Origin of the sequence: Variovorax sp. Varisp36 (genome assembly GCF_047304235.1) — a bacterium.
Classification (GTDB): domain Bacteria; phylum Pseudomonadota; class Gammaproteobacteria; order Burkholderiales; family Burkholderiaceae_C; genus Variovorax.
The window spans coordinates 65387-91577 of sequence record NZ_JBGLYU010000011.1 but is presented as its reverse complement, the minus strand read 5'-3'; the positions used below and the strand labels follow the sequence as shown (position 1 = coordinate 91577).

23 protein-coding genes are annotated in these 26191 nt (G+C 67.6%); 12 read left to right on the top strand and 11 right to left on the bottom strand.

What is annotated here, in order from left to right; all coding sequences use genetic code 11:
• Positions 1 to 125 precede the first annotated feature (125 nt).
• Positions 126 to 1175: an SPFH domain-containing protein gene (locus ACCD11_RS09570; protein WP_007828536.1), complete on the bottom strand. Its 1050-nt coding sequence runs from the start codon at positions 1173 to 1175 to the stop codon at positions 126 to 128.
• Between the two features lie 172 nt (positions 1176 to 1347).
• Here ACCD11_RS09570 and ACCD11_RS09565 point away from each other — a divergent pair, with 172 nt between their 5' ends.
• The 4 genes from ACCD11_RS09565 (at position 1348) to ACCD11_RS09550 (ending at position 4991) form a co-directional block, all read left to right on the top strand.
• Positions 1348 to 3696 (top strand): NADP-dependent malic enzyme, encoded by a 2349-nt coding sequence (locus ACCD11_RS09565; protein WP_007828534.1) that lies wholly within the window; start codon positions 1348 to 1350, stop codon positions 3694 to 3696.
• A gap of 181 nt (positions 3697 to 3877) precedes the next feature.
• Positions 3878 to 4291, top strand: coding sequence for a ribonuclease domain-containing protein (locus tag ACCD11_RS09560; protein WP_007828532.1), 414 nt, complete (start codon positions 3878 to 3880; stop codon positions 4289 to 4291).
• Positions 4292 to 4341: 50 nt separating this feature from the next.
• Entirely contained in the window at positions 4342 to 4767 is a 426-nt protein-coding gene (locus tag ACCD11_RS09555) for a barstar family protein (protein WP_157610139.1), read from the top strand.
• A gap of 77 nt (positions 4768 to 4844) precedes the next feature.
• On the top strand, positions 4845 to 4991 hold the full coding sequence (locus tag ACCD11_RS09550; protein ID WP_162130814.1) for a hypothetical protein: 147 nt from the start codon (positions 4845 to 4847) through the stop codon (positions 4989 to 4991).
• A gap of 132 nt (positions 4992 to 5123) precedes the next feature.
• On the opposite strand, the gene rsmA is transcribed toward ACCD11_RS09550, so the two are convergent.
• The 3 genes from rsmA to ACCD11_RS09535 all read right to left on the bottom strand — a co-directional run bounded on the left by rsmA (position 5124) and on the right by ACCD11_RS09535 (position 10036).
• On the bottom strand, positions 5124 to 5888 hold the full coding sequence (gene rsmA, locus ACCD11_RS09545) for a 16S rRNA (adenine(1518)-N(6)/adenine(1519)-N(6))-dimethyltransferase RsmA (RefSeq protein WP_413313666.1): 765 nt from the start codon (positions 5886 to 5888) through the stop codon (positions 5124 to 5126).
• A gap of 141 nt (positions 5889 to 6029) precedes the next feature.
• Positions 6030 to 7439 (bottom strand): peptidylprolyl isomerase, encoded by a 1410-nt coding sequence (locus ACCD11_RS09540; protein ID WP_413313665.1) that lies wholly within the window; start codon positions 7437 to 7439, stop codon positions 6030 to 6032.
• A 17-nt stretch (positions 7440 to 7456) separates the two neighbouring features.
• Positions 7457 to 10036, bottom strand: coding sequence for an LPS-assembly protein LptD (locus ACCD11_RS09535; RefSeq protein ID WP_413313664.1), 2580 nt, complete (start codon positions 10034 to 10036; stop codon positions 7457 to 7459).
• A gap of 238 nt (positions 10037 to 10274) precedes the next feature.
• On the opposite strand from ACCD11_RS09535, the gene ACCD11_RS09530 reads away from it, so the two are divergent.
• The 6 genes from ACCD11_RS09530 to ACCD11_RS09505 all read left to right on the top strand — a co-directional run bounded on the left by ACCD11_RS09530 (position 10275) and on the right by ACCD11_RS09505 (position 18330).
• Positions 10275 to 11372, top strand: coding sequence for an aminoglycoside phosphotransferase family protein (locus ACCD11_RS09530; protein ID WP_413313663.1), 1098 nt, complete (start codon positions 10275 to 10277; stop codon positions 11370 to 11372).
• Positions 11373 to 11407: 35 nt separating this feature from the next.
• The gene (locus ACCD11_RS09525) at positions 11408 to 12133 is read left to right on the top strand and encodes a 16S rRNA (uracil(1498)-N(3))-methyltransferase (protein WP_413313662.1); all 726 of its coding nucleotides are present in this window, start codon (positions 11408 to 11410) and stop codon (positions 12131 to 12133) included.
• Positions 12134 to 12224: 91 nt separating this feature from the next.
• Positions 12225 to 13583, top strand: coding sequence for a M20/M25/M40 family metallo-hydrolase (locus ACCD11_RS09520; RefSeq protein ID WP_413313661.1), 1359 nt, complete (start codon positions 12225 to 12227; stop codon positions 13581 to 13583).
• Positions 13584 to 13683: 100 nt separating this feature from the next.
• Entirely contained in the window at positions 13684 to 14136 is a 453-nt protein-coding gene (locus tag ACCD11_RS09515; RefSeq protein WP_007834874.1) for a YidB family protein, read from the top strand.
• A 103-nt stretch (positions 14137 to 14239) separates the two neighbouring features.
• Positions 14240 to 17152: a DUF4132 domain-containing protein gene (locus ACCD11_RS09510; RefSeq protein WP_413313660.1), complete on the top strand. Its 2913-nt coding sequence runs from the start codon at positions 14240 to 14242 to the stop codon at positions 17150 to 17152.
• Positions 17149 to 18330 (top strand): MFS transporter, encoded by a 1182-nt coding sequence (locus tag ACCD11_RS09505; RefSeq protein WP_413313659.1) that lies wholly within the window; start codon positions 17149 to 17151, stop codon positions 18328 to 18330. The genes ACCD11_RS09510 and ACCD11_RS09505 overlap by 4 nt, the downstream gene beginning before the upstream one ends.
• Here ACCD11_RS09505 and ACCD11_RS09500 read toward each other — a convergent pair.
• Complete coding sequence (locus tag ACCD11_RS09500; protein ID WP_007834869.1) at positions 18302 to 19159, bottom strand: alpha/beta hydrolase; 858 nt, start codon at positions 19157 to 19159, stop codon at positions 18302 to 18304. The genes ACCD11_RS09505 and ACCD11_RS09500 overlap by 29 nt on opposite strands.
• Positions 19156 to 20667, bottom strand: a complete 1512-nt coding sequence (locus tag ACCD11_RS09495) for a M20 family metallopeptidase (RefSeq protein WP_413313658.1) — start codon at positions 20665 to 20667, stop codon at positions 19156 to 19158. The genes ACCD11_RS09500 and ACCD11_RS09495 overlap by 4 nt, the downstream gene beginning before the upstream one ends.
• A 91-nt stretch (positions 20668 to 20758) precedes the next feature.
• On the opposite strand from ACCD11_RS09495, the gene ACCD11_RS09490 reads away from it, so the two are divergent.
• Entirely contained in the window at positions 20759 to 21544 is a 786-nt protein-coding gene (locus tag ACCD11_RS09490) for a DUF72 domain-containing protein (RefSeq protein WP_413313657.1), read from the top strand.
• On the opposite strand, the gene ACCD11_RS09485 is transcribed toward ACCD11_RS09490, so the two are convergent.
• Entirely contained in the window at positions 21541 to 22059 is a 519-nt protein-coding gene (locus tag ACCD11_RS09485) for a bactofilin family protein (protein ID WP_007834862.1), read from the bottom strand. The genes ACCD11_RS09490 and ACCD11_RS09485 overlap by 4 nt on opposite strands.
• A gap of 114 nt (positions 22060 to 22173) precedes the next feature.
• Between ACCD11_RS09485 and ACCD11_RS09480 the strand changes: the two genes are divergently transcribed.
• On the top strand, positions 22174 to 23100 hold the full coding sequence (locus ACCD11_RS09480; RefSeq protein ID WP_413313656.1) for an ion transporter: 927 nt from the start codon (positions 22174 to 22176) through the stop codon (positions 23098 to 23100).
• Here ACCD11_RS09480 and ACCD11_RS09475 read toward each other — a convergent pair.
• The 4 genes from ACCD11_RS09475 to ACCD11_RS09460 all read right to left on the bottom strand — a co-directional run bounded on the left by ACCD11_RS09475 (position 23045) and on the right by ACCD11_RS09460 (position 26191).
• Positions 23045 to 23632 carry an IMPACT family protein gene (locus ACCD11_RS09475; RefSeq protein ID WP_056517353.1) on the bottom strand — a complete coding sequence of 196 codons (588 nt, stop codon included), beginning with the start codon at positions 23630 to 23632 and terminating at the stop codon, positions 23045 to 23047. The genes ACCD11_RS09480 and ACCD11_RS09475 overlap by 56 nt on opposite strands.
• A gap of 19 nt (positions 23633 to 23651) precedes the next feature.
• Positions 23652 to 24242 (bottom strand): methionine biosynthesis protein MetW, encoded by a 591-nt coding sequence (gene metW, locus ACCD11_RS09470; RefSeq protein WP_007834857.1) that lies wholly within the window; start codon positions 24240 to 24242, stop codon positions 23652 to 23654.
• Entirely contained in the window at positions 24239 to 25402 is a 1164-nt protein-coding gene (gene metX / locus ACCD11_RS09465) for a homoserine O-succinyltransferase MetX (RefSeq protein ID WP_042673612.1), read from the bottom strand. Before metX ends, metW begins: the two co-directional genes overlap by 4 nt.
• Positions 25403 to 25627: 225 nt before the next feature.
• Positions 25628 to 26191, bottom strand: coding sequence for a TMEM165/GDT1 family protein (locus ACCD11_RS09460; RefSeq protein ID WP_007834845.1), 564 nt, complete (start codon positions 26189 to 26191; stop codon positions 25628 to 25630).

Genomic DNA, 26191 nt, shown 5'->3' with positions numbered 1-26191 from the left:
CACGGATGCAGTTGCGGGAAACACCACGGAACCGGCTTTGCCGGGCCGTCGGTGTTGCCCCCTGCAAGGGGGGAGGAGAAGCGACACGAAGTGCGCGAAGCCTGGAGGTTGGACCAATACTGGGGTCAGACGAGCTTTTTGAGGAGTTCCACCTTCTTGGCGTCGAACTCTTCCTGCGTGAGGATGCCCTTGGCCTTGAGTTCGCCGAGCTTCTCGAGCGTGGTCATCACGTCGGTGGGGCTCACCACGGCCACGGCCGGCTGCTGCTGCGTCGCCGCAGCTTGGGCGGCCGCATTCGGGCTCAGGCCCTGCGCGAGGTTCTGCGCCAGCACCTGGCCGAGCGCCACGCCGGCACCCAGGCCCATCGCGTCGCCCGCGATGCCGCTGCCGCCAGCGGCGCCTTCTGCGAATTTGGGAATGGCCTGCGCGGTCTGGTACTGCATGAACTTGCCCATGTCGTTGCCGACCATGCCCATGCCGATCTTCTGGTCGAGGATCTTCTGCAGCTCTTCGGGCAGCGAGACGTTCTGCACCGTGATGTTCTCGAGCTTGATGCCGATCTTCCCGAACTCGGGCACCAGCTGCGCGGCGAGCGCCTGCGCAAACTGGATCTGGTTGGCCGCGAGGTCGAGGAAGGGCACGCCGCTCGAAGCGATGGCGTTGCTGATGTTCTGCAGTACCAGCCCACGCAACTGGCCGTCGAGGTCGGCCACCGAATAGATGTCGCGCGTGCCGGAGATCTCGGTGTGGAAGGCCTTGGCGTCGCCGATGCGGAAGCTGTAGTTGCCAAAGGCGCGCAGGCGCACGGCGCCGAAGTCCTTGTCGCGGATGGTGATCGGCTGGGGCGTGCCCCACTTCTGGTCGACCTGCTGGCGGGTGCTGAAGAAATAGACGTCGCTCTTGAAGGGGGACTCGAAGAGCTTGTCCCAGTTCTTCAGGTACGTGAGCACGGGCAGCGTCTGCGTCGTGAGCTTGTACATGCCGGGGCCGAACACGTCGGCCACCTTGCCTTCGTTGACGAAGACGGCAACCTGCGATTCGCGAACGGTGAGCGAGGCGCCGTTCTGGATTTCCATCTCGGCCATCGGGAAGCGCCAGGCCAGCGTGCCGTCGCCGGTCTCGGTCCACTGGATGATGTCGATGAACTGCTTCTTGATGAAATCCATCAGTGCCATGGTCGCTCCTCGTTTTTTCAGGTTTTGTCCGAACCGTGCATATTGCCACACCGGTTTGACGGCGCACCCGGCTTTTCGCCATGGCTACCACCGGCCATGCGACGTATGGCCGGTGCGCAGCGAGGTCTACAATCGGCGCCCCCAGAAGAAGCGCCACCAGGAGCTACGGCACATGTCAGATTCGACCCCCTCGACCTCATCGACTCCCACGCCCGAAGACAAACGCGCCGAGTTGCGACGTGCAGCCCTCGAGTACCACGAGTTTCCCGTGCCCGGCAAGATCGCCATCGCGGCGACCAAGCAGATGATCAACCAGCGCGACCTGTCGCTGGCCTATTCGCCCGGCGTTGCCGCGCCCTGCGAGGAAATCGTCAAGGACCCGGCCAACGCGTTCAAGTACACCTCGCGCGGCAACCTCGTGGCCGTCATCAGCAACGGCACCGCCGTGCTGGGCCTGGGCGACATCGGCCCGCTGGCGTCCAAGCCGGTGATGGAAGGCAAGGGCGTTCTCTTCAAGAAATTTGCCGGCGTGGACGTGTTCGACATCGAGATCGACGAGAAGGACCCGGCCAAGCTGGTCGACATCATCGCGTCGCTGGAGCCGACCTTCGGCGCCATCAACCTCGAAGACATCAAGGCCCCGGACTGCTTCTACGTCGAGCGCGAGCTGCGCAAGCGCATGAAGATCCCGGTGTTCCACGACGACCAGCACGGCACGGCCATCACGGTGGCTGCCGCCATGGTCAACGGACTGAAGGTGGCGGGCAAGAAGATCGAGGAAGTCAAGCTGGTCGCTTCGGGCGCGGGCGCCGCGGCGCTGGCCTGCCTGAACCTGCTGCTGAAGGTCGGCCTGAAGCGCGAGAACGTGTTTGTCACCGACCTCGCCGGCGTGGTCTACGAAGGCCGCACCGAGCTGATGGACGACGACAAGCGCCAGTACATGCAGAAGACCGACGCGCGCACGCTCGCCGAGGTGATCGAGGGCGCCGACGTGTTCCTGGGCCTGTCGGCCGGCGGCGTACTGAAGCCCGCGATGGTCGCCAGGATGGCCAAGCGCCCGGTGATCTTCGCGCTGGCGAACCCGAATCCCGAGATCGCGCCCGAAGACGCCCATGCGGTGCGCGACGACGTCATCATGGCCACCGGCCGTACCGACTACCCGAACCAGGTCAACAACGTCCTGTGCTTCCCGTACATCTTCCGCGGTGCGCTGGACTGCGGCGCGACGACGATCACCGACGAGATGGAAATCGCCGCGGTGCACGCCATTGCCGACCTGGCACAGGCCGAGCAGAGCGAGCGCGTGGCTGCGGCCTACGTCGGTGAAAAGCTGTCCTTCGGCCCCGAATACCTGATTCCGAAGCCCTTCGATCCGCGTCTCATGATGAAGATCGCGCCCGCCGTGGCCAAGGCGGCCGAGGATAGCGGCGTGGCGTCGCGTCCGATCAAGGACATGGACGCCTACCGCGACAGGCTGCAGAGCTTCGTCTATGCCTCGGGCACCACGATGAAGCCGATTTTCGACAGCGCCCGGCGCGCGTCGAAGAAGCGCGTGGCGTACTGCGAAGGCGAGGAAGAACGCGTTCTGCGCGCCGCGCAGATCGTGGTCGACGAGGGCATTGCGCGTCCGACGCTGATCGGCCGCCCGGCCATCATCGCCCAGCGCATCGAGAAGTTCGGCCTGCGCCTGAAGGAAGAGCTCGACTACGACATCGTCAACGTCGAGCAGGACCACCGCTACCGCGATTTCTGGCAGACCTACCATCGCATGACCGAGCGCAAGGGCCAGACGGTGCAGACCGCCAAGATCGAGATGCGCCGCCGCCTCACGCTGATCGGCGCGATGCTGCTGCACAAGGACGAGGTGGACGGCATGATCTGCGGCACCTGGGGCACCACACTGATCCACCTGCACTACATCGACCAGGTGATCGGCAAGCGCCCCGGCGGCTGCGAAAGCACGCCGCAGGACGTGCCGGTGTACGCCTGCATGAACGGCCTGCTCCTGCCGGACCGCCAGGTGTTCCTGGTCGACACGCACGTCAACTACGACCCCTCGCCCGAGGAACTGGCCGAGATCACGACGATGGCGGCCGAGGAAATGATGCGCTTCGGCCTGAAGCCGAAGGCGGCGCTGCTGTCGCATTCGAACTTCGGCACCAGCAACGAGCCCAGCGCCATCAAGATGCGCAAGACGCTCGAACTGCTGCGCGTGCAGGCCCCCTGGCTCGAGGTGGATGGCGAAATGCACGGCGACGTGGCGCTCGACAGCAAGCAGCGCGCGATCGTCATGCCGCACAGCGCACTGGCCGGCGACGCCAACCTGTTGGTATTTCCGAACATCGATGCCGCCAATATTTCGTACAACCTGCTCAAGACGGCGGCTGGCGGCAATATCGCGATCGGCCCGGTTCTGCTTGGCGCGGCCAAACCTGTGCACATTCTCACGGCCAGCGCGACTGTTCGACGCATCGTGAACATGACAGCCTTGACAGTGGCTGACGCAAACGCCGAAAGATAGGCCCTTTGGCGAGAGTGGTCGCCAACTTAAAGTACCACTCACTCCCCTTGCGACTGCTCAAACTTTGAGCAGTCGCTTGCTATTTTCGCCAGCGTGGTGCACACTCGCGGGCTTGAATTTGCGGGTTAACCCCGACGTTGATCGCCGATTCGAACCCCCCGCTCTTTTCTTGTGGTGCCCCATGGCGGCTTACGCCTCGATCACGTCCTCGTTCACAAAGTTTGCGCTCACCAGCCTGATGCTGGCGGCGTTGACGACGGGGGCCGAGGCCCGCGGATGGTTCGGCGCCGGAAAAACGTCCGCCGAGGAAACAATTGCACTGTCCGACTTGCCAGTGCAAGGCCAGCGAACCTACCAGGCCATCCTCAGTGGCGGCCCCTTCCGGCATGACAAGGACGGCACCGTGTTCGGCAATCGCGAGCGTCTTTTGCCGCCGGCGCGCCGTGGCCACTACCGCGAGTACACGGTGCAGACGCCCGGTTCACGCAATCGTGGTGCACAACGGATCGTCTGCGGCGGCGAGCAGCGCACGGCGCCCGAGGCCTGCTGGTACACGGCAGATCACTATGCGAGTTTCAGACGGATTGCGCCATGAGCGATGAAAACGACCTGGGCGGCGCCCCGAAGCGCCCCGAAGAAATGATGATGACTATGGAAAGACCAGCGGAGATGACCTTATCCCTTCGTGCCGTACGCCCGAACATCGTGCAATCGATCCGCGCGTTCCGCGTGAGCGACCTGCAGGACGCTGCCAACGCAGCCGGCCAGCACTTCCTGTACGCCAACCTGGGCAACGCCCAGACCAAGCAGGACGTGCTCGACCTGATCGCGCAGCAGTTCACGTTCCCGGCCCACTTCGGGAAGAACTTCGACGCGCTGTACGACTGCATGACGGACCCGTTGCATAAATCGGGCCCACAGCCTGGTTTCGTCATCGTCCTGGAGCAGATTCCGGCCAACGCCAAGTTCGACAAGGAAGCGCGCGAGCAGCTGCTCGACATCTTCCGCGACGCCTCGGACTACTGGGGCGACCGCAAGGTCCCGTTCCGGTGCTTCTATTCTTTTCTGTAGCCCGTTCTGCATCTACCAGCCAAGCAGAACGGGCGAACGAGGCTCAGCCGAACGCTGAAACCCTCGATGGCATCGAAGTGAACCCCAACGCCGCCGCAACGGCCGCCGCCGGCACCGAGCCGGCCGGTGAAAAAATGCCGACCGACAAACTGGTCGACGTGTCGCCCCTGGCGCTGCGCATGAGCAGCCCTTTCAACGCCGGCTACTGGCTCGCCGCCGCGTAATCGGTTCACCCCCAGGCTGCGCGCACTTCGTGTCGCTTCGCCTACCCCCTTCCGAGGGCGGTGCTGGCCGACCGGCAAAGCCGGATCGGCGGCACCATGGAATTGAAAAAGCCCCGCTTCTGCGGGGCTTTTTCATGGGGGAACAGCTTGGGCCAGGGTGACGTATTCGGCTACCGGCACCTCCTCGGCGCGGCGCTGCGCATCGAATTCGCCTGTGTAGCCGTGCGTTTCCAGCCATTTGCCCAGCGTGTGCCGCAGGATCTTCCGGCGCTGACTGAAAGCCACCTGCACGATCTCGCCGAGCCGCGCCGCATCCACGGCCGGCGGTTCGGCCAGCGGCACCATGCGCACCACGGCGCTGTCCACGCGCGGCGGCGGGTCGAAGCTCTCGGGCGGCACGAACAGCACGTTTTCCATCTCGTAGCGCCACTGCAGCATCACGCTCAGGCGGCTGTAGTCCGAGGTGGCGGGTTTCGCCACCATGCGGTCGATCACTTCCTTTTGCAGCATGAAGTGCTGGTCGGCGACCAGGTGGGCATAGCCCAGCAGGTGGAACAGGATCGGCGTGGAGATGTTGTAGGGCAGGTTGCCCACCACGCGCAGGGGCTTCGACGCCCTGGCCGCGAGTTCGGCGAAGTCCACCTTCAGCACGTCGGATTCGATGACATCGAGCTGCGGGTGCTCGCGCAGGCGCTTGGCCAGGTCACGGTCGAGCTCGATGACCGTCAGGCGGCCGAGCCGCTCGACCAGCGGCTGCGTCAGCGCCGCGAGCCCCGGGCCGATCTCGACCATCGGATCGCCGGGCTGCGGTGCAATCTCCTGCACGATCGCGTCGATGATCCCGCCGTCGGACAAGAAATGCTGCCCGAACCGCTTTCTGGCGATGTGCTGAGCCATACCGTCAAGCCACCGTCAATGAGAAGAAAGAGAAGTTGCGCCAGGAACGCCGCGGAACCGGCTCTGCCGGGCCGCTGGCGTTGCCCCCTGCAAGGGGGTGGGCGAAGCGACACGAAGTGCGCGCAGCCTGGGGGTGTGCCATCAAGACTGGGGCGGATCGCGGTATTCGACGTAGGCGCGCGCACGCACTTCCTGTACCCAGGTGGTGAAGGCTTCGTCCACGCGCTGTTCGCGCAGCGCGGCGCGCGCGGCTTCGCGCTGCTCCGACTGGCTGAGCTTGGCATCGCGGCGGCCGACCACCTGGATCAGGTGCACGCCGAAGCGCGACACCACGGGGTCGCTGATCTGGCCCGGCGCGAGCCGGTCCATGGCTTCCTCGAATTCGGGCACGAACTGGCCCGGGCGCGACCAGCCGAGGTCGCCGCCTGCCTTGGCGCTGGCGTCCTGCGAGTTGTCGCGGGCCAGGCCGGCGAAGTCGGCGGTGCCGGCCTGCACGCGGCGCTTGAATTCGGCCAGCTGCGCCACTGCCTGCGCCGTGGTGCGCTTGGGATCGTTGAGCAGCAGGATGTGGCGCACCTGAGTCTGGGTGACCGTCGCGTCGCCCGAACCGATCTGGGCCTTGGCCAGCACCTTGAGCACGTGGAAGCCGGCGCTGGAGCGCACCGGCCCGGCGATGCCGTTCACCGCCGTCGATTGCGTGGCCTCGACGAACAGCGACGGATAGCGGTCGGCACTGCGCATGCCGATGGCGCCGCCATTGGCGCGGTCTGGCGAATCGGAGTTCTCGCGCACCAGCTTGGCGAAGTCTTCGCCGGAGCGGGCGCGCTGGGCGAGGTCCTGTGCCTTCTTCTGCGCCGCGGCCACCTGCGCGTCGGTGGCATTCTCGGGAACGGCCACCAGCACCTGCGCGAGGTTGAGGTTTTCCAGCGCCGCATTCTTGACGGCGAGGTTGCGCTGGTCGCGCAGGTATTCGTCGGCCTCGGCGTCGCTGATCTTGACCTTCGATTCGACTTCGCGGTCGCGCAGGCGCGTGAGCAGCAGCTGATCGCGCAGGTCGTTGCGGAAATCCTGCAGCGCGATGCCCTCGTCGGCCACGCGGCGGCGCAGCTCGACGAGACTGATCTCGTTCTGGCGCGCCACGGTCTGCTCGGCCTGGTCGATGGCCACTTCGTCGACCTTGAGTCCGGCTTCCTTCGCGAGCTGAAGCTGCGCACGTTCCGTGATCAGCCGCTCGAGCACGAGCCGCGTGAGCTCGCCGCGGGGGACGCGTTCGGCGTCGGGGTTCTCCTTGATCAGCCGCGACACGCGCGTCTGCACGTCGGTGTTGGTGATCGGCTCCGAGTTGACCAGCGCAACGATGTATTCGGCCGAGCGCTGCACGGGCGCCGCAGCGGGCGCAGCCGCCGGCGCACGCGCTGCGGGCGGGCCCAGGCGCGGCCCGGCGCGCATGATGTCCGTGATGCCGCTGCCGGCGCGGTAGCCCTGCGCGCCCGAGCTTGCAGCGATTGCCGCGAGGCAGCCCAGGGTGATGATGGAACGGATGTATTTCATGGCGTCGCTCAGTCGTCTCAGTCGTAATTGGTGAAGCGGCTCGGCGCCTCGCCCGGTTGGCGCAAGGGTTCGTAGCGCTGGATGTTCTGCCGCAGGGCCTGCATGGGGCTGGAGCCGATGCTCGAGAAGCCGACGAATTCGAGCTGGAACATGATGCGGGTGTTCGCCGTCACCTGGCCCGTGGTGATGCGTTGCAGCACCACGCGCCCGATCCAGCAGCAGCCGTCGTACTCGAAACCGAGCACGCCGTCCGTGAGTTTCTTGTCCTGCAGGCTGTAGTTGAGCCGGCCGACCGCATACCAGCGGCCGCCGCCCTGGCCCTTGCCGGGGCCGAGGTTCTTGCCCTTGTCACCCCAGAGGTCGTTGATCGGCCATTGCCAGCCCACGTCGATCGATTTGTTGCCGTCGGTCGCGGTCGGGGTGCTGGGCGCCTGGTAGCGGAAGGCCGCGCTCAGGTTGTGGTACGGCTCGGGGTTGTAGCGCGCGCTGATGGCCGATCGCTCCGACTTGCGCGTGTCGGGGTTGTACTGCACGACGGTATCCAGGCTCCACTTGGGCGTCCAGTTGATCTGGGCGCCCACGAGCAGGTCGCTCTTGCGGTCGGTCACCGGCGTGCCGCCGGGCAGCGTGACCTTCTGGTCGCTGAAGCGCAGCCGCTGCGCGATGCCGAAGCGTGCGGCCTCGACGCCGGTTGCCGGATCGATCAGGCGCGAGGTCACGCCCAGCGTGAGGGCGTTGGTGTCCGAGATGCGGTCGCCGCCCGAGAACGCGTTCTCGGTGTAGATGGTCGCGAAGCTGAAGTCGTTGGCCGCCGAGTCGTAGTTCGGCAGCATGCTCTGGTTGCGGTACGGCGTGTAGACGTAGTACGCGCGCGGCTCCAGCGTCTGGCGGAAGGCGCGGCCGAAGTAGCTGGCGTCGCGCTCGAAGATCAGGCCGCTGTCGAGGCTGAAGGTCGGAACCGTCCGGTTGCTGGAGGTCGGGAAGAAATACAGCGAGTTGGCGTTGTAGGGCACGCCATTGACGTACTGGACCCCGTTGAGCGTCAGCTTCGGAATGTCCGACTGCGGCAGGTAGTAGTTGTACGAGGCCGCGTTCAGCATCAGCTTGGGAATGACGAACGAACTCGGCGTGATGAACGGCCGGCTGATCGAGGCGACGGCCGAGGCGCGGTCGCCGTCGGGTTGCGACTGCTGGGTGGCGTCGTAGCCGGGCTGCCCCGCCAGGATCGTGTTCACGCGAAAGCGCGTGTAGTCCAGGTTGAGCGCCACGTCGAAGCCGTGCCAGTCGTACTTGTTGTAGTTGGCCGTGACCTGCGGCAGCCGGTCGTACGCGGGCACGATCGGCGACAGGTTGTACTGCAGGTTCTGGTACTTCAGAGTGCGGACCATGCCGCTCCAGTCGCCCTTGCTCCAGTTGAGCGATGCGTCGTTGGGCAATTGGCGCTGCGTGAGCGACGGCGTGCGCGTGAAATCGCGCCAGTAGTCGTTGTCGCTCACCCTGTTGATGGCGATATTGGCGGACAACGAATCCAGGCCCAGCGCCTTGGCATCGAAGTCCTGGTGATGCGTGGCCCACAAGCCCCAGCGCTTGGTGCTGCCGGGCGCCGGGGTCAGGTCCTTGGCCTGGATCTCCCCTTTGGCCAGCTGCTGGAGCTGGCTGGCGCGCAGCTCGTTGTAGCGCTGGCCCACGAGCCGGTCGCTGCCCATCAGGTCGAGGCGCATCGTTCCGCTGTAGCCCTTCTCGAGGTAGCGGAACTCGTTGCTGAAATCGACACCGCGCTTGCTCATGACCGTCGGCGTGAACGTGGCGTCGCGGTTGGGCGCGATGTTCCAGTAGTACGGCTGCGCGATCTCGATGCCGTTGATGTTGTCGACGCCGATGGTGGGCGGCAGCAGGCCGCTCTTGCGCTCGTTCGACAGCGGGAAGCTCACGCTCGGAAGCGGCGGCGTGGTGATGCCCATGAAGCTCAGCCGCGCATTCTTGGCCACGCCCTCGTTTTCCTCGGTGTCCGTGGTCATCGTGGTCGCGGTGAGCAGCCAGGCCGGCATCCAGCCCGGGAAGTCCTCGCGGCGGCAGGTGGTGTAGGTGGCTTCGCGGGCCACCGACACGTTGGCGTCGACGAAGTCGATGCGCTTGGCCTCGCCGTGCGCTTCGTTCGCGAGGAACTGGTAGCGCACGTTGTTGAAGAAACCCTCGAAGGTCTCGAGCTTGAGCTGCAGCTCGGGGCCTTCGTACACGTTGCCGGCCTGGTTGACCCGCACGTTGCCGGTGGCCTTGGCGCGGTCGTCCGGCTGGTAGTACTCGAGCCGGTCGGCAGTGATGGACACCGCGCCGCGCCGCAGCGTGGCGTTGCCTTCGACCACGGTCTCGAGGTCGGGCCGGCCGGAGATGCGGTCGCCGGTGATGATGCTGGGCATCTGGCTGCGGTCCGCGGGCGTCAGGGTTTCGGTCAGCAGCGGCGTGCGCTTCAGCGTGAGCGGCCCGTCGAGGTTGCCGGCCTGCTGCGCGGACGCGCCATGCGCGTGCATCAGGGCCAGCGACAGAACGGCCAGCCGCAGCGGCGGGGTGGAGCGCCGCAGGGCGACACGCCGGCGCATCAAGCCACCCGCCCCGCTGTTCCGAGGGAAGCCACCGACTCCCCGAGGGAGAGCGGCAGCGAGCGCACAAGGTGCCAAGCGTGGGGGCTTTGGGTCGTAGGCATCGGTTCGGAACGAAGGATCGTCGGGAGACGGCGCGGCAGGCCGGCGGGTTGCAGGGGCCAGCAGCAACCCGCATCGGCCGGAAGCCGGCCAAGGGGGATTGCCGCGCCAGGCGGATTTGTAGAATCGATTATCCATGACAGCACCCCCGCCCCCGGCCTCATTGGCCCCAAGCCCCGCCGAGACCATCCCCTGGACCGATCCGCAACGGGCCGAAGCGTTCCGGGCCTGGGTGGCCGCCGTCGCGCCTGCCCACCGGCTGCTGCCCGACACGGTGCGGCTCGCCTCGGCCGACGCGAGCTTCCGCCGCTATTTCCGCCTCGACACCGCCGACCCCGCCGCGCCGACGCGCATCGTGATGGACGCCCCGCCGGACAAGGAAAACAGCGCCCCCTTCGTCCAGGTGGCGCAGCTGATGGCCGGCGCCGGGGTACTCGCCCCCATGGTGCTCGAATGGGACCAGCCCCGCGGCTTCCTGCTGCTCGACGACCTGGGCCGCCAGACCATGCTGGACGTGATCGATCCGGCCCGGCCCGACGCGAGCCGCCCGCTCTACGACCAGGCCATCGACGCATTGATCCGCTGGCAGCTGGCCTCCAAACCCGGCGTGCTGCCGCCCTACGACCGGGCGCTGCTGGAGCGCGAGCTGGCGCTGTTCCCCGAGTGGTACATCGGCCGCCACCGCGGCATCGCGGTCGAGGGCAAGCTGAAGGAGCGGCTGGAGCGCAGCTTCAAGCTGATCGTCGAGAGCAACCTCGCATCGCCCAGCGTCTACGTGCACCGCGACTTCATGCCGCGCAACCTCATGGCCGGCAACGGTCCCGCGCTCGGCGTGCTCGACTTCCAGGACGCGGTCTACGGCCCCATCACCTACGACGTCGCCAGCCTGATGCGCGACGCCTTCCTGAGCTGGGACGAGGAATTCGTGCTCGACGTCACCATCCGCTACTGGACGGCGGCGCGCAAGGCCGGCCTGCCGGTCGACGAGGACTTCGGCGCCTTCTACCGCGCAGTCGAGTGGATGGGGCTGCAGCGCCACCTGAAGGTGGCCGGCATCTTCGCGCGCCTCACGCTGCGCGACGGCAAGCCCAAGTACCTGGCCGACACGCCGCGCTTCATCGCCTACATCCGCGCCACCGCCAGCCGCTACATGGAGCTGACGCCGCTGCTGCGCGTGATCGACGAAGTCGAGGGCACCTCGGCCCTCACCGGCTTCGCCTACGGCCGCGTCTGAAGGAAAACGGCTGCCCACGCCATCGATTTCACAGCATGCCGCGTTTTCACTGTTCCGTGCCGCTGACCGCCGGCGCCAGCCTGGCGCTGCCGGCCGGCGCCGCACGCCATGTTCAGGTGCTGCGGATGCAGCCCGGCGATGCGCTCACGCTGTTCGACGGCGCAGGCGGCGAATACGCGGCGACGGTCGAGCGCATGGGCCGCAGCGAGGTCGCGGTAACGGTCGGCGCACACCAGCCGGTGGAGCGTGAAGCCCCGCGCGCCGTGCATCTCGCGGTCGGGATGCCGGCGAACGAGCGCATGGACTGGCTGGTGGAGAAAGCCACCGAGCTCGGCGTGGCGAGCATCCAGCCGCTGGCCACGGCCCACGGCGTGCTGCGCCTGTCGGGCGAGCGCGCCGAGAAGAAGCGGGCGCACTGGGAGGCGATCGCGGTCGCGGCCTGCGAGCAGTGCGGACGCAACCGGGTGCCGGTGGTCCTTCCGGTGCAGTCCTTTTCGGGCTGGCTCGATGCGCAGCACGACACGGGGTCGACCGCCGTGCGCCTCGTGCTGAGCCTCGCGGAGGGCACGCGCGCCCTTCCTGCGGTGCAGATCCCCGATGGCCATGGCGCGGTCGTCCTGAGCGGCCCCGAAGGCGGCCTGAGCAGCTCGGAAGAACAGCAGGCCATCGCCCGCGGCTTCGCCCCCGTCACCCTCGGCACGCGCGTGCTGCGCGCCGAAACCGCGGCGCTGGCCGCGCTGGTGTGCCTCGCCGGCCTCTAGGCAGGCCGCGCAAGGTGGTGTTTTCCGCAACGCGCGCGCGGAAAGCCTGAGAAACAATCGTTACTCTACTGAGACAAAAGAAGGACTTTCGATGTCCCGCTCGCCAGGTCCACTGCGCCTCGCCCCTCTCGTCCTTGCCGCGCTGGTGTGCGCCGCACAGGGCGCGCTCGCCCAGAGCCCGGCTGTCGCCCCCACGCCCGCGCAGGTCAGCCCCGATGTCGACAAGGCCTATGCCCAACTGATGGCAGCACCGGCCATCCAGAAGCTGCTCGACGCGGTCAGGGCCGACCACGAGCGCTCGGTCGAAGACCTGAGGATGCTCACCGAGATCGAGGCACCGCCCTTCAAGGAACAGAAGCGCGCCGAAGCCTTTCTCGCGCGCATGAAGGCGTTCGGCCTGACGCACGCGAAGATCGACACCGAAGGCAACGTGATCGGCCTGCGCAAGGGCACGGGCAACGGGCCGAAGCTGCTGATCTCCGCGCACCTCGACACGGTGTTCCCTGCAGGCACTGACGTGAAGGTGAAGGAGCGCGACGGCCGGCTCCACGCGCCGGGCATTGCGGACGACACCCGCGGGCTCGCCGTGCTGCTGTCGTGGCTCAAGGTGTTGAACGACAACAAGGTCCAGACCGTGGGCGACCTGCTGTTCGTCGGCAACGTCGGCGAGGAAGAGCTCGGCAACCTGCGTGGCATGAAGGCCGTCTTCAACGACCACCTCGACATCGACGGCATGGTGGGGCTGGAGCCGTCGCCGCCGGGCGCGGTGCTGGTGCTCGGCACCGCGAGCCACCGCTACGAGGTCACGTTCCAGGGCCCGGGCGGCCACAGCTTCGGCGCCTTCGGCCAGGTGCCCAGCGCCATCCACGGCATGGGCCGCGCCATCGCGAAGATCGCCGACGTGCACACGCCGAGTTTTCCCAAGACGACGTTCACCGTCGGCACCGTGGGCGGCGGGACCTCGGTCAACACCATCGCGCCGGACGCGCGCATGGCCATCGACATCCGCTCGGACGACATGGCCTCGCTGCTGGAGACCGAAAAGAAGATCCTCGCGGCCATCGACGAAGCCGTGGTCGAGGAAAACAAGCGCTGGAACGTCAACACGCTGAGCGTGAGCACCAAGCTCATCGGCAACCGCCCCGGCGGCCGCACGCCGCCCGACTCGGTGATCGTGGAGGCCGCCGTCCGCTCGAACAGCGCCTTCGGCCACAAGACACTGCTGCGCGGCGGCAGCACCGACGCCAACGTGCCGATCTCGCTGGGCGTTCCGGCCATCATCGTCGGCGGCGGCGGCAAGGCCTCCGGATTCCATTCGCTGAGCGAGTCCATCGACGTGACAGACGCATGGAAAGGCGCGCAGAATTCGCTGCTCACCGTGCTGGGCCTGGTGGGAGTGCAAGGGGTCAGTCCCGCATTGCTCCCCAAACGGACGGCCCGTACCAAGTAATTTGTCACGTTGCCAGTTTGAAAGTGATGTTCCACTTTCAGCTTATGGCCCGCGGCGCCTAACAATGCTGTCGGTCTGTCACACACCAAAAGGAAAAGTCATGGGATTGCTCGATTCAGTACTCGGTCAGGTGCTCGGGGGCGCGGCCCAGCAGCAGCAACCGCAAAGCGGTGGACTGGGCGATCTGGGAGGCCTGGCCGGCGCGCTGGGCGGCCTGCTCGCCAACAACGGCGGGCAGGGCGGCCTGGGCGGTCTGGTCTCGAAATTCGAGCAGGCGGGCATGGGCGACGTCATCGGCTCGTGGATCGGCAAGGGGGAAAACCAGCCGGTTTCGGGCGATCAGCTGCAAAACGCGCTGGGCAGCGACACCATCGCTGCCATCGCGTCCAAGCTCGGCATCAACGCGCAAACGCTGCTGCCGATGCTGGCCACCATGCTGCCAGCGCTGATCGACCAGCTCACGCCGCACGGCAAAGTCCCGGACCAGGGTCTGGGCAACCACGACGACCTGCTGGGTTCGCTCAGCGGCCTGCTGCAAGGCAGGCAGTCCTGACCGAAGGACTGTCTTCTCCTGAATTCATGCGCCCGCGAGGGCGCTTTTTTTTGGCCGCGCGTGTTGGCCGACAATCCCGCTGGCATCAATCGAGGGAAATGGCATGGCGGGCAGTCGCAAGTCGAAGGAAGAAGGTCTGGACGCGCAGCCCGATGGCACCGTGCGGTGGTCCAAGGGCATGCGCGAGGCGCTCGCGCAATTCAACGACCGGCCCTGCGGCCACTGCGGCGGCCTGCTCTGCGACGAACGCCGCCTCTGCGACAGCCTCGACTTCTTTCGCCGCCACCGCTCCCGCTTCTACCCCCCGCGCGCCGCGCGGCTGCGCATGCTCGACATGCACGGCGCCGCGGCGGCGGAACTGTTCTTCGAGCCGTCCCCGCACAAGGAAGCCGTGACCGACCTGCTGGCCATCCACGATCCGGCGGTCGTTGGCTTCTTCGTGGCCCAGGTCAAGCAGATCGACTGCAAGAACGCCCTCGTCAAGCAGGCGGGCCGCTGGCCGTTGTTCGTGCTGCGCGAGTTGCTGTCGGCGAACCCGGCGCGGCACCAGGCCGGCGCCGCGCTGGTCCTGGAGCTGCTGGCCGCGAACCCCGACTGGCAGAAACCGCTGGAAGCCTCTTGCGACGACGCCCAGCGCAAGACGCTCGCGCGCCTGCAGGAAGACAGCTCCGGCGGAGTGACCGATGCCGCTGTCGATGCCTGGCCCGCGCTGCTGCGGCGCCCGCCGTGGAAGAACCGGCAGGCGCTGCCCGTCATCCCGACGCTGGCCTTGCAGCCCCTGCCGCCGACGGCGCGGCTGCACTGGAGCGATCTGCCGCCACCGCAGTACCTGCAGGCCACGGGCGAATCGTCCGACTGGCTGGCCCGCGAACTCCGGGTCTCGCGCGAAAGCGCCGACCGGTGGATGAACGAGTTCGCGCGCAACCAACCCGACGCGCCTGCAGAGGTGCGCGAGGGCGGCACGGTTCACAAGGCCTTGTGGATGCTGGGCCTGCGCCCCGAGCTCATCGAGGCCGTCGCAGCGAACGGCCGCGAGATCGGTCCGGAAGACTTCGGCACGCTGCCGGGCAGCCGCTGGGGCGTCGCCGAATGCATCTGGCACCTGCCCCTGCCGCTGGCTGTCGCGGTATTCATGCATGGGCCGCCCCCCATCCTGTACTCGGGCGATGTCTCGCGCGTGCGGCCCATCCTCCATGCGTTCGGCGCTGCCGCGCTGCCGGGGCTGCCGCGCTTTCTCAAGCAGGGCTCTCGCGCAATGTTCGAGCTGGCCTCGGTCATCGAATGGGATCCGCTCGCCGGCTGGATCGCCAGGGGCTTTCACACCAACCGCTGGGTCCGGCGCGAAGCCGGCGAGTGGCTGGCGCGCTATCCCGACACGGCTGCGCGCGGCCTTGTTCCCGTCGCGCTGGGCGAACCCGGCCCCGCGCGCGAGGCGGCGCAGGCCGCGCTGCGCTGGCTGCACGGCGCCGGCCACGCCGAAGCGGTGCGCAACCAGGCCCACGCCTACGGCGCCGAAGCCGCCAATGCGGTGGCGCAGCTGCTGGCCATCGCGCCCGAAGAACTCCTGCCCGACAACCTGCCCGTGGTGCCGAAGGCCTTGCCGCTGGTAGCGCTTCCCCGCCTGATCCTCAAGGCAGGCGGGGAAGCGCTACCGCAGGCGGTGGTGCCCGACGTGCTGATGGCGATGATGCTCGGCAAGCCCGACGCCCCCTATCCTGGGCTGGCCGGGCTGCTGGATGCACTCACGCCCGATTCCCTCGCGCGCTTCGGCCGCGCGCTGCTGGCCTGGTGGATCGGCAACGGCCGCCCGGCCAAGGAGCGCTGGATGTTCACGCTGCAGGGCCGCCTCGGCGACGGCGAGACCGCGCGCCAGCTCTACGGCCTGCTGCGCCAGTGGCGCGTTGCGCTCGACCGCGTGCGCGCCTACGACGCGATGGCGATGCTCGGCGAGATCGGCAGTGATGCCGCGCTGATGCACCTGGCCGAACTCGCGCGCCAGACCCGCCACGACGACCTGCGCACGCGCGCTGATCGCATGCTCGGCGAAGTGGCCGAACAGCGCGGCCTCAGCCTCGACCAGCTGGCCGATCGCACCGTCCCCGACCTCGGCCTCGACACGCGCGCCCGGCTGACGCTCGACTTCGGCCCGCGCAGCTTCGAAGTGCGCATGGACGACAACTTCCAGCCTGTGGTGCACGACGCCAGGGGCAAGGTGCTCAAGACGCTGCCCAAGCCGGGCGCCAACGACGACGCCGGCAAGGCCGCCGCTGCGACCACGCAGCTGAAGGAGCTGCGCAAGCTCGCGAAGACCGTGGCCACCACGCAGGTCAAGCGCCTCGAGGCCGCGATGTGCGCGCAGCGCCGCTGGGGCCCCGACGAATTCATTCCCTTCTTCGCCAACCATCCGGTGCTGCGGGTCTTCAGCCGGCCGCTGGTCTGGGGCCTGTTCGACGCATCGGGCAGGCAGCTCGAAGGCATCTTCCGCATCAGCGCCGAAGGCGAGCTGACCGACCTGCAGGACGACGCCGTCAAGCTGCCCGAGACCGCGCGCATCGGCCTGCCGCATCCGCTCGAAGTCGCGGCCCTCGACCCGTCGCTGGCAACTGCCTGGGCCGCCGTGCTGGCCGACTACGAAATCGTGCAGCCCTTCGAACAGCTGATGCGCCCGGTCTTCGTGCTCGGCGAAGCGCTGCGCCCGCGCCGCGAGCTGCCGCACTGGGCCGGCCGCGCCATATCGAACGCCGCCCTCATGGGCCTGGAAACGCGCGGCTGGCAACGCGAGGTGGGCGACGGCGGCATGGTCGACAGCTTCAACAAGGCCGTGCCCGGCGGACGCCGCATCTGCCTGCAAATCGAAGAAGGCAGGTTCGTGCAGGACAGCCCCGACGGCAAGGAACTTCAGACCGTGCGCGCGGTGGCGCTCGACGGCACCGAAGGCACGCTGGGCGACCTGCCGCCTGTCGTTTTCAGTGAAATCGAACGCGACCTGCAACGCGCGATTCGGGACACACCATGAACCGCAACCTCTGGCTGCTCGCCATCTGCCAGGGCCTGCTCCTGACCAACAACGTCACCTTCATCGCCATCAACGGGCTGGTGGGCCTGAGCATCGCGCCGCGCGGCTGGATGGCGACGCTGCCGGTGATGAGCTACGTGATCGGCGGCGCGCTCAGCACCGGGCTGGTGGCCCGCACGCAGCAACGCCTCGGCCGGCGCGGCTCGTTCCAGACCGGGTTGGCGGTGGCGCTGGTGTCGGCCTTGCTGTGCTGCTACGCGGCTGCCACGAAGAATTTCTGGCTGCTGTGCTTCGCCACGGTGGTCGCGGGCTACTACAACGCCAATGCGGGGCTCTACCGTTTTGCCGCAGCCGAGCTCGCCGCGCCGGCGTGGCGCGAGAAGGCGGTGTCGGTGGTGATGGCGGGCGGGCTGATCGGCGCGGTCGCGGGGCCCAACCTCGCGACGGCCACGCGCCAGGTCTTTGCCGTGCCGTTCGCGGGCGCCTATATCGCGCTGGCCGCGGTGGCGCTGCTGTCGATGGCGGTGATGCACTTCATCGAATTCCCCGCCGCGCCCACGCGCACGGGGCCCGCCGGGGGCCGGCCACTGGGCGAGATCATGCGGCAGCCGGTGTTCATCGTGGCCGCCGCCGCGGGCGCGCTGGGCTACGGCGTGATGAACCTGCTGATGGCCGCAACGCCCATCGCGATGCAGATCTGCAGCCTGCCGTTCTCCGATGCCGCGCTGGTGCTCGAATGGCATGTGATCGGCATGTTCGCACCGGGCTTCTTCACCGGCCATTTGATCCGCCGCTTCGGCGCGCTGCCGGTGATGGGCGTGGGGCTGGTGCTCAACCTCGGGTGCATCGCGATCGCGCTTTCGGGCGTCGAGCTGCACCACTTCGTCGTGGCGCTGTGCCTGCTGGGCGTGGGCTGGAATTTCCTGTTCACCGGCAGCACCACGCTCTCGCTCACGACCTACACCGCCGAGGAGCGCGACCGTGCACAGGGTGCGCTGAACTTCTGCGTGTTCGCCACGCTGGCGGTGACTTCGTTCGCCTCCGGCGTGCTGGTCACCACGCAGGGCTGGCGACTGCTGAACCTCGGTTCGCTGGTGCCGGTGGTGCTGACGGGCGCGGCGCTGGTCTGGCTGGCGCGCAGGCGCACCGTCAGGCCGGCGACGGAAAGCGCCGGTTGAGCCAACGCTGCAGCGCCTCGAAGACGGGGTCGGCTTCAAGCTCGTTGAAGATCTCGTGGTACAGCGTGTCGAAGCAGTGCGCCTCGACCTTGCCGCCGGGCGCAGCGGCCGCGGCAAAGGCGCGGCTGGCGGCGGGCACCACGAGGCGGTCGTCGCCCGCGTAGAGCAGCAGTGTCGGCACGGGCCAGCTGGCGGCCCGCTGCTGCACCGTCGCGCCTTCGTACGCCAGGAAGCGCGCGAGCCGGCCGCCGATGCGGTCGTGCGTGAGCGGGTCGTCGCGGTAGGCCTGCACCACGGCCGGGTCGTGCGAGAGGTAGTTGTCGTCGAGCCCGTTGCCCACGCGCAGGTTGGGCGCAATGCGCGGCAGCACCGCGAGCAGCGCCTTCTGTAAACCGCCCAGGCCCGGATCGAGCCCTGGCGATGAAAGCACCAGCCCATCGACCGGCCGCACCCCGCGCGCCACCAGGCTCGCGGCCACCAGCCCGCCCAGGCTGTGGCCCAGCAGCACGAGCGGCAGGCCGGGGTTCTCGCGGCGCGCATCGTCGATCACGAGGGCGAGGTCGTCGACCAACCGCAACTCGCCGGGCAGGCCGCCGCGCGCGCCGGTCGATTCGCCATGTCCGTGGTGGTCGTGCGCCCACACGGCGAAGTCCCATTCGTGCAGGCATTCCGCAAGCGCGTGGTAGCGGCCCGCGTGCTCGCCGAGCCCATGGACCACCACGATCACGGCGCGCGCCGGACCGGGCGCCGGCAGCCGGCGCAGGGCGAGCGTCTCGCCGTCCGGCGTGGACAGCGACACGCGCTGCGGCAAAGGCAGCGCCTCGCTCAAGCGGCCGCCGGCTCCGATGCAGCGGCGCGGTGCGCGGCCGGCAGCGCGGCGATCACCTCGGCCACGGCGGCGGTGAGCTTCTTGGCGTAGGGCACATGCAGGAACTCGTTCGGGCCGTGCGCGTTGCTCTTCGGACCGAGCACGCCGCAGACCATCATCTGCGCCTTGGGGAAGCCGGCGCTGAGCATGTTCATCAGCGGGATCGTGCCGCCCTGGCCGATGTAGCCGCATGAGGCGCCGAAGTGCGCTTGCGAGGCCTTGTTGAGCGCATCCTCGAACCACGGCGTGATCGTCGGCGCGTTCCAGCCGGTGGCTCCGCCGCCGCTTTCGAACGTGACGCGCGCCTGGTAGGGCGCGTTGTCCTCGAGCAGCGCCTTGAGCTTCTGCACCGCTTCGGCCGCATCGACCAGCGGCGGCAGGCGCAGCGAGAGCTTGAACGCGGTGTACGGGCGCAGCACGTTGCCCGCGTCCTTCAGCGCCGGGAAGCCTTCGGCGCCGGTCACCGAAAGCGTCGGCTTCCAGGTGCGGTTGAGCAGCGCTTCCACCGGGTCGGTGGTGGTTGGCAGCGCGAACATGGTGGAGCCACCGCAATCGTAGTGCGCCCACGGGAAGCGCTTGTAGACCTCTTCGCCGAGGATCGCCGCGGTGGCCTTCGCCTGCGCCAGCCGGTCGGCCGGCACTTCGCAGTGGAAGCTCGCAGGCAGCAGGCGGCCGGTGGAGCTGTCCTCCAGGCGGTCGAGCACCTGCCGCATGATGCGGAAGCTCGAAGGCACGAGGCCCGAAGCGTCGCCCGAGTGGATGCCTTCGGTCAGCACCTCGACCTTGAGCGTGCCGCTGGCCATGCCGCGCAGCGAGGTGGTGAGCCAGAGCTGGTCGTAGTTGCCGGCGCCGGAGTCGAGGCAGATCACCAGTTCGACGCTGCCCAGCCGCGGACGCAGCGCGTCGACGTAGGGCAGCAGGTCGTAGGAGCCGCTTTCCTCGCAGGTCTCGATCAGGCCGACGATGCGCGGATGCGCCGCGCCCTGGTTCTTGAGCGCCTGCAACGCGGCGATGCTGGCGTACACGGCATAGCCGTCGTCGGCGCCGCCGCGGCCGTAGAGCAGGCCGTTCTCGTACTTGGGCGTCCAGGGGCCGAGGTCGTTGCGCCAGCCGGTGAATTCGGGCTGCTTGTCGAGGTGGCCGTACATCAGCACGGTCTCGCCCATGTCGGTGCCGGTGGCAGCCACTTCGAAGAACAGCACGGGGGTGCGACCTTCGAGGCGCACGATCTCCAGCTTCAGGCCCTCGACCTTCTGCGCCTCGACCCAGGCCGCGGCGTTGCGCAGCACGGTCTCGAGGTGGCCATTGGCCGACCAGTCCTTGTCGAAGCCGGGCGACTTGGCGGGAATGGCGATGTAGTCGGTAAGCTGCTTGAGGATGTCGCCGTCCCATCGGGCGGTGACGTCGGACAGGGCACGCTCGGCGTCGAGCGTGCCGGTGGGCATTTCGCGGTGCAGGGGGGCGTTCATCGAAGGGTTCTCCGCGGGTGACGAAAAAACGCATTTTGCGCCCGGCGGCGAGCCCGCGTAGAGTGCGGGCGATCTCAACCCGGAGCGCAATGTGAGCAAGGCAGCATCGACTCGGATCAAGGTGGGCATAGGAGGCTGGACCTACGAACCCTGGCGCGATAACTTCTATCCCAAGGGCCTCGCGCACGCGAAGGAGTTGAACTACGCAAGCCGACAGGTCAGCGCCATCGAGATCAACGGCACCTACTACAGCACCTTCAAGCCTGATACTTTCCGCAAGTGGCACGACGAAGCGCCCGAAGGCTTCGTGTTCTCGATGAAGGCCTCGCGCTTCACCACCAATCGCAAGGTGCTTGCCACCGCGGGAGACTCGATCAAGCGCTTCATCGACAGCGGCGTGAGCGAACTCGGCGACAAGCTCGGACCGATCGTGTGGCAGTTCATGCCGACCAAGCAGTTCGATGCGGAAGACTTCGAGGCTTTTCTAGAGCTGCTGCCCAAGAAGGAGGGCAGCCGCGTGCTGCGGCACGTGATGGACGTGCGGCACGAAAGCTTCATCGTGCCCGCCTACAAGGCACTCGCGAAGAAGCACAAGGTCTCGACCGTGTTCACGGACGCCGACAAGTTTCCATCGTTCGAGGAGCCCGAGGGCGATGTCGCCTACGCACGGCTCATGATGGCCGACGCCGAGCTCAAGACCGGCTACGCCCCCAAGGCGCTCGACACCTGGGCCGCACGCGCGCAGGGCTGGGCCGAGTCGCCCAGGAAGCGCGACGTGTTCGTCTACTTCATCAACGGCGCCAAAGAAAAGGCACCGGCCGCGGCCGGTGCCTTGCTGGAGCGCCTGGGATGGAAGCCTCCCGTGGTGGAGGCTTAAGCCGCCGCGTGCAGCGACGGCTTGGCGCCGAAGCTGATCTCGCCCGACAGCTGGCCGCCTTCTTCGATCACGATCTTGCCGTAGCGGATCTTGCCGGTGACCTTGCCGGTCGAGTGGATCACGAGCTTTTCGCGCACCGTGAGGCTGCCGTCGAACACGCCGCGGATTTCGGCGATATCGATCTCGGCCGAGCCCTTGAACTCGCCCTGCTCGGCGATCTGCATCAGGCGCGAGTCCATGGTGGCCTCGACGAGGCCTTCGACCACGAGCGTGTCGCAATCGGTGATCTCGACGCCCTTGAGCTTGATGTTCGGGCCGACGGTGAGCTTGCTGCCGCCTTCCTTGGCGGCAGGTGCGGCGGCCGCGTTCAGGCCGCCTTGCTGTGCGGTCAGCGACGAGGGATTGACGGGGGTTCCGGAGAGATTGGTGCCCGAACCGACGAGCGGTGCAGGGCGCGATGTCAACGAATCGGTGTCACGATCACGCTTGCCGAAGAAGGGGGACTGTGTAGCCAAGGGGGAGCTCCTCAAGAAAGGGACTATCGTAAGAACGCGCTCACGGCCTGCGGCACTTCATTGCGCAATAAGCGTAACCGAATAAGTCGGCCATGGACATGACAATGTGGCGCCATGAGCCGCTCGAACACCGACAACCTCTCCGCCGCGCACACCTCGCGCGCCATGTCGTCCGCCACCGATTCACGCTTCGACAAGCCCACGCACGGCTGGCGGCGCACGCTGTTCACGGTGATCTTCGAGGCCGACACGCGCGCCGGGCTGATGTTCGACCTAGCGCTGATCGCGGTGATCGTGACCAGCGTGCTGGTGGTGATCCTCGACAGCGTGCAGCCGATCCGAGAGCAGTGGCGGCCGCTGTTCAATGTGCTCGAGTGGGTGTTCACCATTCTCTTCACGCTGGAGTACCTCGCGCGGCTGAGCTGCGTGAACAAGCCGCTGCGCTATGCAACGAGCTTCTACGGCGTGATCGACCTGCTGGCGCTGCTGCCGACTTTTCTCGTGGCCTTCGCGCCCGAGATGGCCTACCTGATCGACGTGCGCATCCTGCGGCTGTTGCGCGTGTTCCGCATCTTCAAGCTGTCGCGCTACTCGGTGGAGTACCGCGCATTGGTGTCGGCGGTGGCATCGAGCCGGCGCAAGATCACCGTGTTCGTCGGCTTCGTGATGCTGGTGGTGCTGGTGATGGGCACACTGATGTACGTGGTCGAAGGGCCGGTGCATGGCTTCACCAGCATCCCGGTGGCGATCTACTGGGCCATCTCGACGATGGCCACGGTGGGCTTCGGCGACCTCGTGCCCAAGACCGACCTGGGCCGCGCGATCGCCTCCGTCATGATGCTGCTGGGCTGGGGCGTGCTCGCGGTACCGACCGGCATCGTGACCGCGGAGATGGCGCGGCGCGGACCCGATGACGAAGCAATGCCATTGGCGCCGCGCGGCATCCTCGCGATGACGGCGCCGCTCAGCGTGCCGCCGAAGCGCGTTACGCCTGCGGCCAGACGACGCGCCCTTGCGCAGCATCGCCGAGGCGGGCGATGAAGGCATCGGCATCGGGCTCGGGGAGCGAGAAGGCGAAGGCGACGTCGTCGCCATGCTGCACGCCGTCGAGCACCGCCCCGGCCGCGGCGAGTTCGCGCCGCACGAGTCCTTCGAGCGCATAGGGCACGGCGCAGCGCAGGCTGCGCTGGCGCAGCAACGGCACGAGCGTGGCGCCGAGCAGGGCCTGTGCAACCGCGTCGGTGTAGGCCCGCACGAGACCGCCCGCGCCGAGCTTCACGCCGCCGAAGTAGCGCACCACGGTCGCGAGCGCGCCTTCGACCTGCTGGTGGCGCAACACCTCCAGCATCGGTCGGCCGGCCGTGCCGCCGGGTTCGCCGTCGTCGTTCGCGGCCGACTGGCCGCCGGCCATCAGGGCCCAGCACACATGTGCGGCCGCGGGGTGTTCGGCGCGCAGCGAGGCGACCACGGCCAGCGCGGCCGCTCGGTCGGCCACCGGCTGCACGCAGCCGATGAAGCGGCTTTTCTTGATGAGCAGCTCGCTGTGGACCGGCTGTGCAAGCGTGAAGCTCATCCGGCGTTCTTCGTGGCGTTCAGCCGCCGCCGCGCTCGAACTTGAAGACCGCCGTGCTGGCGCGCGCGTTGGGCAGCCAGCGCACGTCGCGCCCGTTCTGCAGGCCGAAGGCGTCGAGCACGCGCAGGTTGTTCTTGCCGGCCAGCACCTCGAAGTCCTTGAAGGTGCCGACGCGGATATTGGGCGTGTCGTACCACTGGTAGGGCAGGCGGCGCGTCACCGGCATGCGGCCGCGCGCCACGCTCAGGCGGTTGGGCCAGTGCGCGAAGTTGGGAAAGGCGACGACGCCGATGCGGCCCACGCGCGCGGTCTCGCGCAGCATCACCTCGGCATTGCGCAGGTGCTGCAGAGTGTCGATCTGAAGCACCACGTCGAAGGAGGCGTCGTCGAACATCGCGAGGCCTTCGTCGAGGTTGAGCTGGATCACGTCGACGCCGCGGCGAATGCACTGCAGCACGTTGCCGTCGGCGATCTCCACGCCGTAGCCGGTACAGCCGCGCTCGCGCTGCAGCAGGTCGAGCAGGGCGCCGTCGCCGCAGCCCAGGTCGAGCACCCGCGCGCCTCGCGGCACCAGCTCGGCGATCAATCGTTGATGCTCGAGGTCGCTCATTGCAGGAACTCCTTGGCGACGCGCTCGAAGTAGGAGCGCACCACGCCCATGTAGCGCACGTCGTCGAGCAGGAAGGCGTCGTGGCCGTGCGGCGCATCGATCTCGGCGTAGCTGACGTTGCGGCGGTTGTCGAGCAGCGCCTTCACCAGTTCGCGGCTGCGCGCGGGCGAGAAGCGCCAGTCGGTCTTGAAGCTCACGAGCAGGAACTGGGCGGTGGCCTGGGCCAGCGCGGTGCTGAGCTTGCCGCCGTGGCTGCGTGCGGGGTCGAAGTAGTCGAGCGCGCGGGTGATCAGCAGGTAGGTGTTGGCGTCGAAGTACTCGCTGAACTTGTCGCCCTGGTAGCGCAGGTAGCTTTCGATCTGGAACTCGACGTCCTGCGTGGAGTAGCGGTAGTCGAGCCCCGCGGCCTCGCCCTCCACGGCGCTGCGCAGGATGCGGCCGAACTTGGCGTTCATCACGTCGTCGCTGAGGTAGGTGATGTGGCCGATCATCCGCGCGATGCGCAGGCCGCGCTTGGGGATCACGCCGTGTTCGTAGAAGTGGCCGCCGTGGAAATCGGGGTCGGTGACGATCGCGCGGCGCGCAACCTCGTTGAAGGCGATGTTCTCGGCCGTGAGGTTGGGCGCGCTCGCCACGACGACGGCGTGGCGCACGCGGTCGGGATACTGCAGCGTCCACGAGAGCGCCTGCATGCCGCCGAGGCTGCCGCCCATCACAGCCGCGAGCGTGCGGATGCCGAGCGCGTCGAGCAGCACGGCCTGGGCGTCCACCCAGTCCTCGACCGTGACCACCGGGAAGTCGGCGCCGTAGACACGGCCAGTGGCGGGGTTGGCGTGCATCGGTCCGGTCGAGCCGAAGCAGGAGCCGAGGTTGTTCACACCGATGACGAAGAAGCGATCGGTGTCGACCGGCTTGCCCGGACCGACCATGTTGTCCCACCAGCCTTCGGAACGGGCCTGGCCTTCGTAGACGCCCGCGACGTGGTGCGACGCATTGAGCGCGTGGCAGACCAGCACCGCATTGCTGCGCTCGGCGTTCAGGGTGCCGTAGGTTTCGTAGGCGAGCGTGTAGTCGCTGATCGACGCGCCGCTGCGCAGGGCCAGGGGGCCTGCGAACTGCATCGACTGCGAGGTGACGACCAAGGATGGTGACGACGACATGAATGAAAAAAACCCGGCCTCGCCAAAAACGAGCCGGGTCTGCCGCGCCTGTCTTTAGCTGGATTTATAAAGCGCCCGCAAGCTGAAGCAAATCGGCGCAAGGCAAAGTATATCCCCCAGGCTGCGCGCACTTCGTGTCGCTTCGCCAACCCCCTTCGGGGGCAACACCTGCGGCCCGGCAAAGCCGGTTCCGCGGTGTTTCTGGAAGGGCCCCCTGCCTTTTTCTTACCAGCCGATGATCATGATGATGCCCAGCACCAGGAAGATCGCGGCCGAGATGCCGTGCACGAGCTTGATCGGCACGCGCCGCACGATCTTCTCGCCGAGCCATACCACCGGCGCGTTGGCCAGCATCATGCCCAGCGTGGTGCCCGCCACCACCCAGAAATAATCGTGCGTGAAGCGGGCGGCGAGCATGACGGTGGCGATCTGGGTCTTGTCGCCCATCTCGGCGAGGAAGAACGCGATCACGGTGGTGCCGAAGACCCCGAACTTCGACGCGCCCGGGGCGTCATCGTCGTCGAGCTTGTCTGGAATCAGCATCCACGCGGCCATCGCGATGAACGAGCCGCCCAGGATCCAGCGCAGCACATCAGGCCCAAGCCAGCGCGTGATGTAGTTGCCGACCGCGCCGGCCAGCGCGTGGTTGATGAGGGTGGCGGCGAAGATGCCGAGGACGATCGGCCAGGGTTTCCTGAAGCGGGCTGCGAGCAGGAGGGCCAGGAGTTGGGTCTTGTCGCCCATTTCGGCGAGCGCAACCACGCCGGTTGCAACCAGAAAAGCTTCCAT